Raw genomic sequence first — 16,102 nt, 5'->3', positions numbered from 1 at the left:
TATCGTCAGATCTGCTCGGGAGCCGTTCTCACAAACCCGTCGCTGGCCCGCAACAGGTTGCGCGTATAATCCTTCGTCACACGGCGCTCGACGAGATCGTTGGCCACCAGATTCTCCACCGCCTCGCCGCCCTGCATCACCATCAGCCGCTCGCACATATGAGTGATGATGGCGAGGTCGTGGCTGACCATCAGGAAGGTCAGCTTGCGCCGCCGGCGGACTTCCTCCAGCAGGTTGAGGACTTCCGCCTGCACCGAGGCGTCCAGCGCCGAGGTCGGCTCGTCGAGCAGCAGGATCGAGGGCTCGAGGATGAGCGCGCGCGCGATCGCCACACGCTGGCGCTGACCGCCAGAAAGCTGGTGCGCGTAACGGAAACGAAAGCCGTTGCCGAGGCCGACCTCGTCGAGCGCGCGTTCGATCCGCTTTTCGCCATCGGCGAAAGCATGGATGGCGAGCGGCTCCTGCAGCAGGCGGTCGACCGTCTGGCGCGGGTGCAGCGAGCCGTAAGGATCCTGAAAGACCATCTGCACTTCGCGGTAAAAGGCCTTGTCGCGGCGCGCGCCGAGCGTCTTGCCATTGACTGTGATGCTGCCCGAGGCGACCGGCGCGAGGCCGGCTATGGCCCGCAGCAATGTCGACTTGCCCGAGCCGGATTCGCCGACCAGGCCGAAGGATTCCCCCGGCTGCACGTCGAGGCTGACGCCTTTCAGCGCGCGGAAGCGATCGAAGATCACCTCCAGCCTGTCGACGGCAATCGCTGAAGTCATGCCGCCCACTCCGGCTTGCGGTCGAGCACGGGCAGCGGGTGACGGTCGGCGCCGATCTTTGGCATGCAGTTGAGCAGCCCGCGCGTGTAGGGATGCTGGGCCTGACTCAATTCCGACGCCTTGAGCTGCTCGACGACTTTGCCGGCATACATGACGATGACGCGGTCGCAGAAGGACGAGACCAGGCGCAGATCGTGCGAGATGAAGATCAGCCCCATGCCGCGCTCCGCGACCAGCCTGTCAAGGATGCCGAGCACGTCGAGCTGCACCGTGACGTCGAGCGCCGAGGTCGGCTCGTCGGCGATCATCATCTCCGGTCCGGCGATCAGCATCATGGCGATCATGGCGCGCTGGCCCATGCCGCCCGACACTTCGTGCGGATGCAGGTCGAAGACGCGTTTGGGATCGCGGATCTGCACCGCCTCGAGCATGGCCAACGCGCGCTCGCGCGCCTCGGCCTTGCCGACCTTTTCGTGGGTGCGCAGCGTCTCGACGATCTGGCGGCCAATGCTCATCACCGGATCGAGGGAATATTTCGGGTCCTGCAGGATCATGGCGATGCGGTTGCCCCGCAGCGCCCGGCGTTGGCGTGGCGAGATGCCGAGCAGGTCGATGCCGTCAAAACTCAATTTATTGGCCGATATCCGGGCCTGCGGCGGTGTCAGGCCCATGATGGCGCGGCCCGTCTGCGACTTGCCGGAACCGGACTCGCCGACGATGCCGAGCCTCTCGCGGCCGAGAGAGAAGGAAACGCCGCGCACCGCCTCGATCATGCCGGTGCGGGTCGGAAAGGTGACGCGCAGATCCTCGACGTCGAGAAGCGTGCTCCTTGATCGCTGCTGATCAGGGCGGCCACTCATTGGTCACCGCTGCGGGGATCGAGTGCGTCGCGCAGGCCGTCGCCAAGCAGGTTGAAGCCGAGGCTGACGATTAGGATGGCGAAGCCCGGCGCACCAGCCACCCACCATTGGTCGAGGATGAAGCGGCGACCCGAAGCGATCATGGTGCCCCATTCCGGCAGCGGCGGCTGCGCGCCAAGGCCGAGGAAGCCGAGGCCCGCGGCCGTCAGGATGATGCCAGCCATGTCGAGCGTCACGCGGACGATCAGCGAGGAGATGCACAATGGCATGATGTGGCGCAGCACGATGCGGAAAGGCGAGGCGCCCATCAATTGCACTGCCTTGATGTAGTCCGAGTTGCGCACGGTAAGCGTCTCGGCGCGGGCGATGCGCGCATAGGGTGGCCAGGAGGTGATGGCGATCGCCAGCACGGCGTTCTCGATGCCGGGGCCAAGGGCGGCGACGAAGGCCAGCGCCAGCACCAGCTTGGGGAAGGCAAGGAAGATGTCGGTAACGCGCATCAGTATGGCATCGGTCCAGCCGCCGGCATAGCCGGCGACGGTGCCGACCAGGAGACCGATGGGGGCGGCGATGATGGCGACCAGGACGACGACATAAAGCGTCCAGCGGGAGCCGTAGAGGATGCGCGAATAGATGTCGCGGCCGAGATCGTCGGTGCCGAACCAGTGCTGCGCACTTGGCGCCAGCAGCCGCGCGTTCTTCAGGTCACCGAAGGTCGGCGAATACGGCGCCAGCACACCGGCAAGGATGGCGACGAGCAGCAGGGCGATGATGATCAGCAGGCCGACAAAGGCCAGACGATTGGCGGAAAAGCGCCGCCACGCGACATAGGCGCGGCCGAGCCTTGCCTGCGTGCGGGATGCCGGCCGCTCCGACAGCAACCATTCGCGACGGCTCTGGATCGCTTCGGCGCTCATCCTGTCTTCGTCCTCGGGTCGAGTACACGGTAAAGCAGGTCGGACAGAAGATTGATGGCGATGAACACCGAGCCGATGACGATGGTGCCGCCGAGAACGGCGTTCATGTCGGCGTTCTGCAGCGAGTTGGTGATGTAGAGGCCGATGCCCGGCCAGGAGAAGACGGTCTCGGTCAGCACCGAGCCCTCGAGCAGCCCGGCATAGGACAACGCGATCACGGTCACCATCGGCACGGCGGCATTGCGCAGCGCGTGGCCCCAGATGATGCGGGTTTCCGACAGGCCCTTGGCGCGCGCGGCGACGACATATTCCTGGGCGAGTTCGTTGAGCATGAACGAGCGCGTCATGCGGCTGATATAGGCGAGCGAGAAATAGCCGAGCAGCGAGGCCGGCAGGATGATGTGCCGGAAGGCGTCCCAGAAGACGTCCCACTGCCTCTGCATCGCCGAATCGAGAAGGTAAAAACCGGTGACCGGCGTGAAGGTGTATTCGTAGACGACATCGAGCCGTGCAGGGAAGGCCACCCATTGCAGTTTGGCGTAGAACAGCACCAGGGCCAGCAGACCGAGCCAGAAGATGGGTACGGAATAGCCGATCAGGCCGATGATGCGCACGACCTGATCGACGAAGCTGCCGCGTTTGACCGCGGCCAGCACCCCGAGCGGGACACCGAAAAACGCGCCGATCAGCGTCCCCAGTGTCGCCAGTTCCGTCGTTGCCGGAAGAGCGCGGCGGATATCGGTCATGACAGGGTTGGTGGTCAGCACCGAGGTGCCGAAATCGCCGCTCAGCGCATGTTTCACATAGATGTAGAACTGCTCGATCAACGGCAGGTCCAGGCCCATCTCGCGGCGCGTGCGCTCCACGACATTGGCGGGTGCCCGGTCGCCCAGAACGGCCAGCACCGGGTCGATCGGGATGACACGGCCAATGAAGAAGGTGACCGCGAGAAGACCAAGATAGGTCGTCACCGCAATGACCAGGAATCGGCCGAGCGAAGATGCAAGGGCGACGGCGCGGGCGCTGCCGCGCCCGCCCTCGTTTTCAATCGCGCTCATGCGGGCGTGTCCGCGAACGCTATTCCTTGGAGACCGGCCCAACGAAGTTGGTGTCGAAGCTCGGGCCGAGCGCGAAGCCCTTGAGGTTCTTGCGCAGGCCGGCCACCTCCAGTTGCTGGTGGATGATGACGAAGGGGCTGGTGTCGAGGATCTTCTTCTCGAGATCCTTGTACATATCCGCGCGCTTGCCGGAATCCTTCTCGAGCAGGGCTGCTTCCGTCTCCTTGGTCAAGTCTGGAATGTCCCAGCTGTTGCGCCATGCAAGCGTATGGGATTTACCGGCATCCGAATTGTCCGGATTCGAGGCGAAAGTCTGGGCGTTGGAGTTCGGATCGAAATAGTCCTGGCCCCAATTGCCGATGTAAATGTCGTGGTTGCGGGCGCGATACTTGGTCAGCGTCTGCTTGCCGTCGCCGGGGATGATTTCGAGCTTGATGCCGGCCTGTCCGAGCGTCTGCTGGATCGATTCCGCCATGCCGGTGGTCGGCTGGCCGGTGCGTACGTCCATGGTGACGCTGAAGCCGTCGGGCAGGCCGGCCTTGGCCAGCAACTCCTTGGCCTTGGCGACATCGAGCTTGAAAGGGTTCTCGTCCAGTTCGCCCAGAACGCCCTTGGGCAGGAAGGTCTGGTGGATCTCGCCGATGCCCTTGAGGATGGTCGTGCTCAAGGCATCATAGTCGACCAGGTATTTGAAGGCCTGACGGACCTCGGGCTTGGCGAGGTTCGGGTTCTTCTGGTTGAGGCTGATATAGTAGACGGTGCCTTTCGGCGCGCTGGTGGTGGTGAGGTCGGCATTCTTCGCGATGGCGTCGAGATCGTTCGGCTCGAGGTTGCGGGCAACGTCGATGTCGCCGGCTTCGAGCGCCAGGCGCTGCGCCGAGCTTTCCTTCATGTTGCGGTAGATGACGCGGGCGAGTTTGGCCTTTTCGCCGTAATAATTGTCGTTGCGCTCCATGACGACAGCCTCGTTGGCACGCCATTCACGCAGCTTGTAGGCGCCCGAGCCGGCATAGCCTGTCTTCAGCCAGGCGTTGCCGAAGTCGTTGTCCCATTTGTAGTCGGCGCTCGGCGTGACCGCGGCGACATGTTCCTTGACCAGCTTGGCGTCGACGATGGAAGCGACGGTGGCCGACAGGCAGTTCAGCACGAAACTTGGCGCATAGGCCTTGTCGACGGTGAACTGGAAGGTTGTGTCGTCGACCGCCTTGGCCTTCTCGGTGACGTTGTCGCCGCTGATGCCGAACTGATCGATGATGAAGGCCGGGCTCTTGTCCAGCTTGACGGCGCGCTCGAACGACCAGGCGACATCGGCGGCGGTGATCGGGTTGCCGGAGGCGAATTTCAGGCCGGGCTTGAGCTTGAACGTATAGGTCAGGCCATCATCGGAGACGGTCCAGCTTTCGGCGAGGTCGGGCTTGACCTTGGAAGTGTCGCTGAGGTCGAGGCGGACAAGAAGGTCATAGGTGTTGCCGGTGACTTCGGCGGTCGACAGCTCGAACGCCTCGCCCGGATCCATCGAGATGATGTCGTCGATGGCAAAACCTTCGACAAGCGTGTCGGCGGGGGTGACCGCGCCAGCCGGCGCTCCAGCCAGAAGCAGCGCCGACATGGCGGCGCCCGCAAGCAGGATGCGGGATCGTAGAGCAAGCTTTTCCATCATCATGATGATTGTTCCCTCTTTTTGTTGTTTGTTGACCTGAGTTCCCGGCTCAGGGTTGCGGTGTTCTTTCAAGGCTCGACGAGAGCCTCTGCCCCACTAACGTCGTGGTTTTTGTCCAGTTGGTCAACACCATATCCGGCGGCCTGGCGGTGGGCAACGAGCATTTATGCGACGGTTGATTGGACCAGAATGGCGGGCGCCGTGTCGACGCATGCACCAGCCATTCGAGGGCATCGATGGAGAAAAATCTGCTAAATTCGGAGTTATTTCAGCGCCGCGACGAGGCCGGCATCGGGAAAGCAGGTGGCGGCCTGGCCATTCTTTTCCTGCCATCTGCCGATCGAGCGACGGGTCTTGAAGCCGGGCAGGCCGTCGGCGCTGCCGACATCATAGCCCTTGGCTTCCAAGGCCCGCTGCAAGGCGGCGATGTCGGAGCGGCGGAGATCGCCGACCGCACCCCAGCCAGCGGTAAAATTCTGATCGCCATGGGCGATGCGGTCGGCGCCATGGCCGATGAACAGCGCATAGAGGTCGCTGGTGTTGTATTCCTTCAGCACGTAGAAATTGGGGGTGGCGATGAAGGCCGGACCGCTGCGCCCGGCCGGCATCAGCAGAAAACCTTCCGCCTTCAGCTCGCTTGCAGGGAACGCTTTGCCGCCGACGCGCTCGATGCCCATGGCAGCCCATTGCGCAATCTTTTTGCCCTGGTCCGGTCCCTCCAGCGAACAGGAGACGCTCTGGGGCACCATCACCTCGAAACCCCAGCCGCGTCCCCTCACCCAGCCGTAGTGGACAAGATAATTAGCGATCGAAGCCAGCACATCGGGCGTCGAATTCCAGATGTCGACGCGGCCGTCGCCGTCGAAATCGACGGCATGCTTGAGGAAAGAGGTCGGCATGAATTGAGGCTGGCCGAGCGCGCCGGCCCAGGACGATTTCATCGCGCCGACCGGGGCCAGTCCGCGCTGGACGATTTCCAGCGCCGCCAGCAGTTCTGTGCGGAAGAAATCCTTTTTCGTCGATATGAACGCCTTGGTGCCCAGCACCTCGAAGGCGTCGTAGGGCATCTTCGCCGCGCCGAAGCCGGTTTCGCGGCCCCAGATCGCCAGCAGGATTTCGCCCGGCACGCCATAGCGCTTCTCGATCGAGGCAAGCGTGCGGGCATTGGCGGCTTCGCGGGTGCGTCCGCCTGATGTCACCGCACGAACCGTCTTGTCGGCAAAATAGGCGCCGGGCGAACCGAACTCGGCCTGGTGCTGCTTCTGCGGCGTCTTCGGCTTCTCGCCCGGCATGACAAGGTCGGGGAGTTTGAGGTTCGGCTTCACGCCGCTGAAGGCGGCATCGAAAGTCTGCTTGGAGACGCCTTTCGCCTTGGCTTCCGGCCAGAGGTCGGTTTGAAGCCAGGCACGGAACTGGTCGTCGATCTTGGCGGCGGAAGCGGGGATGGTGAGGAAGACGGCGAGGAGCGCGGCTAGCAAGAATGCAAGACTAAATTTGCGAAGGTCGTGTTCCGTGGCAATCATCTCCAGGAACGCCTCAAAACGCAGTCCGCGAGCGCAGAGCTGCCGCCAGTGTGCCTTCGTCGAGATAGTCGAGTTCACCGCCCACCGGCACGCCGTGCGCCAGCCGCGTGATCTTGACCTCGAAACCGGAGAGCTGATCGGTGAGGTAGTGCGCGGTGGTCTGGCCCTCGACCGTCGCGTTGACGGCGAGGATGATTTCCTTGATTTCGCCCCCGGCGACGCGATCGATCAGCGAGCGGATGTTGAGCTGGTCGGGGCCGATACCGTCGAGCGGCGACAGCGTGCCGCCGAGCACGTGGTAGCGCACATTCATCGCCGCCGCCCGCTCCAACGCCCAGAGATCAGAGACGTCCTCGACGATGATCAGGGTGGCGGCATCGCGACGCGGGTCGGTGCAGATCATGCAGGGGTCCGAGGTGTCGACATTGCCGCAGGTCGAGCAGATGCGCACCTTGTCGGCGGCCTCGCCCATGGCGGCGGCGAGCGGCGACAGCAATTGTTCCTTCTTCTTGATCAGGTGCAGCGCGGCGCGCCTGGCCGAACGGGGGCCAAGCCCCGGGACCTTGGCCAGGAGCTGGATCAGGCGTTCGATCTCGGGACCGGCGATTCGCTTCGACATCGCTCTGATCTAGGATTTTTCCGAGCGCTTTGAAACATCTCCGTCGATGCACGGTTCGCCATGCTGCCATGCGAGAATCAGTTTGCTTCGAGCGGGCGGCCCTGGCTGACGATCATCGCGCCGATGGCATCGGTGTTTTCAGGCGTCGACTGGAATCCCATCGAGGCTTCTTGCGGAGCGTCCTGGATCGAGGAGATGACCCGTTTGTTCGAGGTTCCGCTGTTCAGGGTTCCGCCAAAACGGGCGGCATCCGGCTCTTCCATCGGCTCCTGCATGGCAACTTGCACCGGCTTCGCCGAGACCCGCGCGGATTTTGCCGTCGGCGCCGCGGCCGCGGTCAGATAGGTCTGCCGCGCGGGGACGGTATAGACAGGCTCCGGCTTGGCCGCCGGTTCCGCCGCGGCGGTCATGTAGACTTGCTGGGCTGGAGCGTTGCGAAGTGATGCCTTGGCCGGGCGCACCGTCTCGACGGATGCGACCCGCGTCGCGGGTACCCCCGGCAACGCCGCCGGCTGCTCGGCAGAGGCAATCATCGGCTCATCCGGCAGCGGCTGCCAGTTGCGGCCGCGCTTCTCGTAGAAGGCGTTGCCGCCGGCAACCATGGTGTAGTGCATGTTCTTGTAGGGGAAGCGCAGGCCGGCGGTGTGGAAATACATCGTGTTCTTGAGCTTGGTCTTGCGCTCGCCCTTGAGCACGGCGTCGGCGGCCTCTTCGACATCGGGCAATGCGCGCGAATTCATCGATCTGGTCATGACGCCCGGCGCGAACTGCCCGGGCTCACCGACCACTTGGCAGATGGTGCTGCCATGGTTGCCCGAGCGCAGCCGGTTCATCACCACCGTGCCGACGGCGATCATGCCGTCGCGGCTCGACCGGTTGGATTCGAAGAACATCGCCCGTTCCAGGCATTCCCTGTCCTTCGGCGTGTGGCTGTAGGCGCGCGAACTCAGGAAGCTCGGCGTGATGGCGTCGGTCAGGCTGGCGACGGACATGCCGTGCGAGGTTGTCTGGCTGCAAGCGGCCAAGAAAAGGGGAGACGTAACGACGCCGAGCAACAGCGGCGTCTTCCATCGCATCGCGATCAACAGGTAACCCTCTCACTTCAATGCCCGCCCCAGGCTGCGGCAAGAATGAGACACTTTCGGGCAAAATGATGGCCAAAACGTTATTAACGGCATACTGTTGCCGAATTGACACAAATAGAGGCTTTCCAGATAGATCGAGCCATCGTTTCACACAGACGATGACCGACCTCTCTTCGTTTTGCCGCAATTCCCTTGGGGAACCGCCAAGTGCTTTATCCCGGCAGGACCGCGCCACGCGTCCAAAACTCCCTATTGCCCGGCGGCGATTGCCGCCGGCTGGCCAGGCTCGACCTCTTCGATCTTCTCCGAAAACAGGCCGCGCCTGAGAAACAGCGCCCGCGCCTCCCTGGCCGCCGGCGCGATCTTGCCCGGCCAGTCGCTGTCGATGAACTCGGCCTTGGTGAAATCAGGATTTGTTTCCGAGGCCGCCTCCAGGAATTCGGCGATTTCCAGCACGATGGCACGTTCATCCCTTGAAAGCGCCGACGTGCCGGCCTCGATCGACGGTCGGTGCACGAAATCCTCGAACAGGTTAAAGTAGCCCTTGACGCCGACGAGATCGACACCGGCATCGCAGTCGGCGAGGATTTCCAGAATCTCGTAGATCCTGTTGCGGATACGCTGCTCGATCAGTCTTTCGGACGGCTCGTCGATCATGGGCGCCGGTCTCAGCCTTCATGCATATCGTTGCCTGCGCATCCTCGGGTCGAGCCCGCGGGCATGCTTTTGGGCGACATGCATCAGAAAGGCAGTTTCATTCCCGGGGGAATGGGCAGGCCGGCGGTCAGCGCCTTGGTCTTTTCCTGCATGATCTGCTCGACCTTGGCCTTGGCGTCATTGTGCGCGGCAAGAATCAAATCCTCGAGGATTTCGACGTCGTCCTCCTTGAACAAAGACGGGTCAATCTTCAGCGACTTGATATCGAATTTTCCGCTCAGCGTGACGCTGACCAGGCCGCCGCCAGCCTGGCCGAGGGCTTCGACCGTGGCAATCTCATCCTGCATGGCCTGGAACTTGGCCTGCATTTCCTTCGCCTTGCCCATCAGGCCGAGAAGATCTTTCATGGTCCGATCCTTTGCGGATTAGTGCTGAATATCAGGGTTCGTCTTCTTCGGCCGGCGGCTCGACCGGCATTTCGGCCTCGCTTGCGTCGGCGTCCGGCGTGTCGGGAATGCGCACGTCGATGATCTTGGCGCCGGGAAAGCGGGCCAGGATGGAGGCCACGGTCGGGTCGTTCCTGGCATCGAGGAAAGCGTTTTCACGCTTCGTCGATTCCATCTCGGCCAGCGTCTGGCCGCCCTCCTCCTTCGACAGCGACACCAGCCAGTTGCGGCCGGTCCAGGCGCGTAGTTTCGTCGTCAGGTCGTTGAGCAGCATCTTGGGCGCATCGTCGGTCAGGCTTACGTCGATGCGGCCCGGTTCGATGCGCACGAGGCGGATGCAGTTCTTGATCAGCACCTTGAAGGCGATGTCGCGTTTCGCGTCGGCAAGGGCAACGATGTCGGCCAGCGATTTCAGCGGTACGGCTTGCGTCTCCGGCGCCGATTGCGGGGGCGCGACGAATGGAGTCGGAGTAGGCGTGGCCTCGACCAGCCGCATGGTCTGCGCGCCGCCCGAGCCGCCAGGCATGCGCGCCTGCGCCACGGCGCCGGCGCCATTGCCGGGATTCACGGGGCCGGGGCTCATCGGCGCGCCGTTCGGGCGCGGCGCGGCGCCAGTTGCAGAGGCGCCGCTCTCCAGCGATCTCAGCGCCTCGTCCAATGTCGGCAGGTCGGCGGCATGGGCCAGCCGGATCAACACCATTTCGGCGGCACTGACCGGCCGGTTGGAGGACTGTACCTCGGGAATGCCCTTGAGCAGCATCTGCCAGGTCCGCGACAGCACCCTGACCGACAAAGCCCGGGCGAAATCGGCGCCGCGCTGACGCTCGTCCTGCGACAGCGAGGCATCGTCCATCGCGGTCGGCACGAAGCGTAGCCTGGTGACGAGATGGTTGAACTCGGCAAGATCGGTGAGCACGGCGGCCGGATCGGCGCCGGTATCATATTGGGCGCGAAACTCCCCAAGGGCGGCCGCCACGTCGCCCTTCATCACATGCTCGAACAGATCGACGATGCGGGCGCGGTCGGCCAGGCCCAACATGGCGCGCACAGCCTCGGCGCTGACCGAGCCGGCGCCATGGGCGATCGCCTGGTCGAGAATGGAGAGCGAATCGCGGGCGGAACCTTCCGCCGCGCGCGCGATCATCGCCAGCGCGTCGTCGTCGACCGAAATGCCTTCCTTGCCGGCGATCGAGGAGAGATGCGAGACGAGCGCGCCGGCGTCGATGCGCCTCAGGTCGAATCGCTGGCAGCGCGACAGGACGGTGATCGGAACCTTGCGGATTTCGGTGGTGGCGAAGATGAACTTGACGTGCGGGGGCGGCTCTTCCAGCGTCTTCAGCAGGCCATTGAAGGCCTGCGTCGACAGCATGTGCACTTCATCGATGATGTAGACCTTGTAGCGGGCCGAGACCGGAGCATAGCGCACGCGTTCGATGATGTCCCTGATGTCGTCGATGCCGGTGTGCGAGGCGGCGTCCATCTCGATGACGTCGACATGGCGGCCTTCCATGATCGCCTGGCAGTGCTCGCCAAGCACGGCGAGGTCGACCGAGGGCTGATCCGTGGTGGCGGTTTTATAGTTCAGCGCACGCGCCAAAATGCGCGCGGTGGTGGTCTTGCCGACGCCGCGCACGCCGGTCAGCATCCAGGCCTGGGCAATGCGGCCGGTGGCAAAGGCGTTGGTGAGGGTGCGTACCATCGGCTCCTGGCCGACGAGTTCGGAAAAATTCGACGGACGGTATTTGCGCGCCAGCACGCGGTAGGCAGCGGCCTTGCCCGTCGCCAGACTATCGGGGCCCGAATTTCCGGCTTCGCTCATTCGCCCGTTAAGCTCCAAAAGGCCGCGCCCAAAGGCGCCGATTCCTGCGCATAGTCTCGCCCGCGCTGCAATGCGTCGTCAATGTCGCGAGGAGGGCCGATGAGGTGGGAGGCTGGAACAATGACCCGTTCCGGGCTCGTTAGGGCTGCTTCCTTCCGGACCTGACCCGGTTGGCGAGTGGATCGTCCACCACCAACCTCCCGCAGTCCATATCGGCAATTGCGCGACGAAATGCAAGTGCGCAGGCAAATCGGAACCGCGAACCACCAGATTCGCTTGCAGCACCGGTGCAGCCGCTCTAGCGTTCATGGTTTAAGGAAACCAAGAAAAGCAAGGGAAACGCCGATGCTGCCGGGCCTGAAGGCCGGATTCACGCTGGATGCCCGGCTGGAGGCCGACAGCGAGCAATTGATGTGGCTGGGGCTGTGCGAATTGCGGGTGATGAACGACCGCCGTTGGCCATGGCTGCTCCTGGTGCCGCAGCGGCCAGGCGTGGAGGAGATCCATGACATGACGCCGCTCGACCAGGCGATGCTGACCTTCGAGACCAATATGGTGGCGCAGGCGCTGAAGAAGGTGAGCGGCTGCACCAAGATCAACACCGGTGCGCTCGGCAACATCGTGCGCCAACTGCATGTCCATATCATCGCACGGTCCGAGGGCGATCCCGGCTGGCCCGGCCCGGCCTGGGGGCACGGGCTGCGCGAGCCCTATGAGCGTTCCGATCTGCGCCGGTTTGCCGAAACGATAAGGGCAGCGCTATAAGCCTTGCCGTGTCCATCCCAAGCGTGTCCATACCAAAGCACCAGAGTCCACATGACCTTCCGCCTGTTTGACGCGCCCGTGCGCGAGCCGAGCCAATTCGTCGGCTTTGCCGGCAACACGATCGACCGGCAATCCGAGAACCGCGCCGACGATTCGGTCGACAAGGCGCTGGCCGATCCGACGACGCGGCTGCTGTTGATGAATGGCGGCAGGCTCCTGCTGAAGCCCGGCGAGGGCGGCCGCCTCGACCCATGGTTCGGCATCGCCGAAAGCGAGCCCTTCAGCCCTTCGGTCGACCAGGGCGTCCTGCTCGGCGTTTCCGAACAGGGGCCGGTGCTGGCGGTGCTGGCTGGCGTCGATGCCGAACAGCTGCCTGAAACCATCAAGGCGATCGATTACCGCTCGGTCTATATGCAAGGGCTGATCGACGAGGCCGCCGCCGGCTCGATGGCGCAGGGCGCCGCCCTGCTTGCCTGGCACGCCAGCCACCGTTTCTGCAGCAAATGCGGCACGCAATCGCAGATGCGGGCGGGCGGCTACAAGCGGCATTGCCCGAATTGCGGCACCGAGCATTTTCCGCGCACCGACCCGGTGGCGATCATGCTGACGGCGACGCGGGAGAAATGCCTGCTCGGCCGCGGCCGGCATTTCGCGCCGGGCATGTATTCGGCGCTTGCCGGCTTCATCGAGCCGGGCGAGACGATCGAGGCGGCGGTGCGCCGCGAAACGCTGGAGGAGGCGGGTATCCGGCTCGGCCGCGTCGTCTACCACGCCAGCCAGCCCTGGCCGTTCCCCTATTCGCTGATGATCGGGTGCTTCGGCGAGCCGCTCAACGAGGACATCCAGGCCGATCTCGACGAACTGGAGGACTGCCGCTGGTTTTTGCGCGACGAGGTGCGCCTGATGCTGGAACGGACGCACCCCGACAACCTGGTCACGCCGCCGAAAGGTGCCATTGCGCACCACCTCATCCGCGCCTGGGTCGACAGCGAATAGCCAATATCGAAGTCATTGCAGGAGAGACAAATGATCCGTCACACCGTCGTCTTCACGCTGAAGCACCCACCGCATTCGCTGGACGAAAAGCGCTTCCTCGTCGACGCCAGGAAAATCCTCTCGGCGATCCGGGGCGTCACGCAATTCGAGCAATTGCGGCAGGTTAGCCCTAAGAACGACTATCGGTTCGGCTTCTCGATGGAGTTCGCCGACCAGGCCGCCTACACCAGGTACAACGACCATCCCGACCATGTCGCCTTCGTGCGCGACCGCTGGGTGCCGGAGGTCGAGACCTTCATGGAGATCGATTACGTGCCGTTGGGCTGGTAGCTCAATCCGCCACCTTCCACTGCTCGCGTGACTCGCTGGCTGGATAGACGCCGAGGATCCGCACTTCGCGCGAAAAGAACCGCAGTTCGTCGAGCGCCAGCTTGACCAGCGGATCGTCGGGGTGGCCCTCGATGTCGGCGTAGAACAGCGTCGCCGTAAAGGCGCCGAGTTGGTAGCTTTCCAGCTTGGTCATGTTGATGCCGTTGGTGGCGAAGCCGCCCATGGCCTTGTAGAGCGCGGCCGGCACGTTGCGGACGCGAAAGATGAAGGTCGTCATCATCTTGACGTCGGATGACGGGCGCTCGGCCCATTGCTTGCTCTTGGTCAGGACGACGAAGCGAGTGACGTTGCTGTCGGTGTCCTCGACATTCTCCTCGATAATGTCGAGCCCGTAGAGCGCTGCTGCCAACGCCGGCGACAGCGCGGCCATGGTGCGGTCCTTGACCTCGGAGACCATCTTGGCGGCGCCCGCCGTGTCGCCGGCGACCACTCCCTTCCAACCGTTCTTGCGGATGTATTTGCGGCATTGGCCGAGGGCGTGGATATGGGTGTGCACGGTCTTGATCTCGTCGCGCCTGACGCCCGGCAGCACCATCAGCTGGAAATGGATCGGCAGGAAATATTCGCCGACGATGTGCAGTTTCGATTCCGGCAGAAGGTGGTGGATGTCGGCGACCCGCCCGGCGATGGTGTTCTCGATCGGGATCATGGCAAGATCGGCCTTGCCGGTCTCGACGGCATTGAACGCGTCCTCGAAGGTCGGGCACGGCAACGGCTCCATCGAGGGATAGACGTTACGGCTGGCGGTGTCGGAATTGGCGCCGGGCTCGCCCTGGAAGGATATTCTATTGGTCTTTTCAGGCATGCTGATATCTCAGTTTGAAAGGATTTGCCTGGCACGGTCCAGGTCTTCAGGGGTGTCGACGCCAAGCGGCAGCGACTGCACGATCTCGGCGTCTATGCGCATGCCGGCTTCCAGGGCCCGCAGTTGCTCCAGCCGCTCGCGGCGCTCCAGCGCCGATGGCTTCAGCGCGACAAAACGCTCGAGTGCCGCACGTCGATAGGCGTAAAGGCCGACATGGTGATAAAGCGGCCCCTCGCCCCAGGGTGCCGTGGCGCGGGTGAAGTAAAGCGCCCGCAACCGTGTGCCGGAGAGCGGCGACCCGACGATCTTTACGACGTTGGGATTGGTCTTTTCCTCATCGCGGACGATCTCGACGCCGAGCGTGGCGATATCCACCGAGGGGTCGTCGAACGGGCTGAGCGACGCGGCGATGACGAGGGGATCGATGGTCGGCAGGTCGCCCTGCACATTGACGATCGTTTCGACCTTGCCCAAGGGATCAAGAGCGATCAACGCCTCGTGGATGCGATCCGAACCCGACTCATGATCCATGCGCGTCATCACGGCCTCGAAACCATGCGCCCGCACCGCTTCGGCCACGCTTTGCGTGTCGGTCGCCACCACCACCCGGCCAAGCCCGGCCTCGGCCGCCCGGCGTGCCACATGAACGATCATCGGCGCGCCCGATATGTCGGCCAGCGGCTTGCCCGGCAGGCGTGTCGAGGCCATGCGGGCCGGGATCAGGATCAAGGTGGACATCGGTCTGGCAAGGCGTTCGAAAAGAGGAGGGGAAAAGTGGCAAAAGGTCTCACTGGAAGCGCCCTTATAGGTGTTGCAACGCCCGAGCAAAAGACCTAGTTTCCGCCCGATTTGACCGGCTCCGGAGGGCGGGTCTCGATACCGACGGACGGAGTGGACGGATCAGTCCGCCGGAAAAGGGAGCAAGGGGCGTATGGATTCCAACGAAGTCAACAAACTGCTCGCCGGATTGCTCGGAACCGTTTTCGTCGTTTTCTCCGTCGGCCTGGTGTCTGACGCGCTTTTTGCGTCGCCCGCTCCCGAAAAACCAGGCTTCGCCATCGAAGCCGCCGAGCCGGNGGAGGGCGGCCCTGCGGCGCCGGCCGCCGCGGCCAAGCCGATCGCCGATCTGCTGGCCACGGCCAATGTCGAGGCGGGTGCCGCCGTGTTCAAGAAGTGCCAGGCCTGCCATTCCGGCGAAAAGGGCGGTCCTAACAAGGTCGGCCCGGATCTGTGGGACCTCGTCGACCGCCCGGTCGCCGAACATGAAGGCTTCGCCTATTCGGCCGGCATGAAGGAATTCTCCAAGGGCGGCACGGAGAAGTGGACCTATGACAACATCAACCACTTCATCACCTCGCCGAAGAAATTCGTGAAGGGAACGGCCATGGGTTTTGCCGGCCTGCCGAAGGACGAGGACCGCGCCAACGTCATCGCCTACCTGCGCACGCTGTCGGACAATCCCAAGCCGCTGCCGGCACCTGGCGCCGCCGCGGACGCCTCCGCACCCGCCAAGCCGGCCGATGGGGCCGCTCCGGCGAAGCCGGCTGACGGCGCCGCACCGCCCAAGCCCGCGGCGCCTGCCGCTCCGGCAGCACCGGCTCCTGCTGCACCGGCGCCCGCCAAATAACCGGATTATTATCGCGACGATCTTGAAAAAGCCGGGTTCAGCCCGGCTTTTTGTTGGGAAAATGCCTGTGCGGCGACAAAGCCGCGCACGGCGGTTTTCACGAGCGCC

The 16,102-nt window shown here is 63.7% G+C and carries 17 protein-coding genes and 1 other RNA gene; 4 read left to right on the top strand and 14 right to left on the bottom strand.

Translation table 11 applies throughout. The annotated features are described in order from the left end of the window. Positions 1-5 precede the first annotated feature (5 nt). From X742_RS153550 to ffs, 12 genes are all read right to left on the bottom strand, one after another. Entirely contained in the window at positions 6-767 is a 762-nt protein-coding gene (locus tag X742_RS153550) for an ABC transporter ATP-binding protein (protein ID WP_023772661.1), read from the bottom strand. Next, on the bottom strand, positions 764-1,627 hold the full coding sequence (locus X742_RS153555) for an ABC transporter ATP-binding protein (protein WP_023772660.1): 864 nt from the start codon (positions 1,625-1,627) through the stop codon (positions 764-766). Before X742_RS153555 ends, X742_RS153550 begins: the two co-directional genes overlap by 4 nt. Next, positions 1,624-2,544, bottom strand: coding sequence for a nickel transporter permease (gene nikC, locus X742_RS153560; RefSeq protein ID WP_023772659.1), 921 nt, complete (start codon positions 2,542-2,544; stop codon positions 1,624-1,626). Before nikC ends, X742_RS153555 begins: the two co-directional genes overlap by 4 nt. Then, positions 2,541-3,602, bottom strand: a complete 1,062-nt coding sequence (locus tag X742_RS153565) for an ABC transporter permease (protein WP_023772658.1) — start codon at positions 3,600-3,602, stop codon at positions 2,541-2,543. The genes nikC and X742_RS153565 overlap by 4 nt, the downstream gene beginning before the upstream one ends. Positions 3,603-3,621: 19 nt before the next feature. Further along, the gene (locus X742_RS153570) at positions 3,622-5,265 is read right to left on the bottom strand and encodes an ABC transporter substrate-binding protein (protein ID WP_023772657.1); all 1,644 of its coding nucleotides are present in this window, start codon (positions 5,263-5,265) and stop codon (positions 3,622-3,624) included. Between the two features lie 260 nt (positions 5,266-5,525). After that, positions 5,526-6,785, bottom strand: coding sequence for a lytic murein transglycosylase (locus X742_RS153575; RefSeq protein ID WP_023772656.1), 1,260 nt, complete (start codon positions 6,783-6,785; stop codon positions 5,526-5,528). A gap of 13 nt (positions 6,786-6,798) precedes the next feature. Beyond that, entirely contained in the window at positions 6,799-7,404 is a 606-nt protein-coding gene (recR, locus tag X742_RS153580; protein WP_015314042.1) for a recombination mediator RecR, read from the bottom strand. A 77-nt stretch (positions 7,405-7,481) separates the two neighbouring features. Then, complete coding sequence (locus X742_RS153585) at positions 7,482-8,489, bottom strand: cell wall hydrolase (RefSeq protein WP_023772655.1); 1,008 nt, start codon at positions 8,487-8,489, stop codon at positions 7,482-7,484. A gap of 249 nt (positions 8,490-8,738) precedes the next feature. Beyond that, entirely contained in the window at positions 8,739-9,146 is a 408-nt protein-coding gene (locus X742_RS153590) for a hypothetical protein (RefSeq protein WP_023772654.1), read from the bottom strand. Positions 9,147-9,229: 83 nt separating this feature from the next. Beyond that, on the bottom strand, positions 9,230-9,553 hold the full coding sequence (locus X742_RS153595) for a YbaB/EbfC family nucleoid-associated protein (RefSeq protein ID WP_015314045.1): 324 nt from the start codon (positions 9,551-9,553) through the stop codon (positions 9,230-9,232). Between the two features lie 31 nt (positions 9,554-9,584). Continuing rightward, positions 9,585-11,411, bottom strand: coding sequence for a DNA polymerase III subunit gamma/tau (locus X742_RS153600; RefSeq protein ID WP_023772653.1), 1,827 nt, complete (start codon positions 11,409-11,411; stop codon positions 9,585-9,587). A gap of 104 nt (positions 11,412-11,515) precedes the next feature. Continuing rightward, positions 11,516-11,612, bottom strand: an RNA gene (ffs, locus tag X742_RS1000000172505) — signal recognition particle sRNA small type. 144 nt (positions 11,613-11,756) lie between these two features. Between ffs and X742_RS153605 the strand changes: the two genes are divergently transcribed. Genes X742_RS153605 through X742_RS153615 form a run of 3 tightly spaced genes read left to right on the top strand, consistent with a single transcriptional unit; the run spans position 11,757 to position 13,502 of the window. Further along, positions 11,757-12,176, top strand: coding sequence for an HIT family protein (locus X742_RS153605; RefSeq protein ID WP_023772652.1), 420 nt, complete (start codon positions 11,757-11,759; stop codon positions 12,174-12,176). Between the two features lie 51 nt (positions 12,177-12,227). Next, positions 12,228-13,172 (top strand): NAD(+) diphosphatase, encoded by a 945-nt coding sequence (nudC, locus tag X742_RS153610; protein ID WP_023772651.1) that lies wholly within the window; start codon positions 12,228-12,230, stop codon positions 13,170-13,172. Positions 13,173-13,202: 30 nt separating this feature from the next. Beyond that, positions 13,203-13,502 (top strand): Dabb family protein, encoded by a 300-nt coding sequence (locus tag X742_RS153615; RefSeq protein WP_023772650.1) that lies wholly within the window; start codon positions 13,203-13,205, stop codon positions 13,500-13,502. Between the two features lies 1 nt (position 13,503). Here the strand turns inward: X742_RS153615 and X742_RS153620 are convergent, their stop codons facing one another. Both X742_RS153620 and X742_RS153625 read right to left on the bottom strand, forming a co-directional pair. Then, positions 13,504-14,367, bottom strand: coding sequence for a prephenate dehydratase (locus X742_RS153620; RefSeq protein WP_023772649.1), 864 nt, complete (start codon positions 14,365-14,367; stop codon positions 13,504-13,506). 9 nt (positions 14,368-14,376) lie between these two features. Next, entirely contained in the window at positions 14,377-15,105 is a 729-nt protein-coding gene (locus X742_RS153625; protein WP_023772648.1) for a 3-deoxy-manno-octulosonate cytidylyltransferase, read from the bottom strand. A 193-nt stretch (positions 15,106-15,298) separates the two neighbouring features. On the opposite strand from X742_RS153625, the gene X742_RS153630 reads away from it, so the two are divergent. Continuing rightward, entirely contained in the window at positions 15,299-15,994 is a 696-nt protein-coding gene (locus tag X742_RS153630; RefSeq protein WP_023772647.1) for a cytochrome c family protein, read from the top strand. Positions 15,995-16,102 lie beyond the last annotated feature (108 nt).

The organism is Mesorhizobium sp. LNHC229A00, from assembly GCF_000502415.1.
Taxonomy (GTDB): Bacteria; Pseudomonadota; Alphaproteobacteria; order Rhizobiales; family Rhizobiaceae; genus Mesorhizobium.
This window is presented reverse-complemented; position numbering and strand designations above follow the sequence as displayed.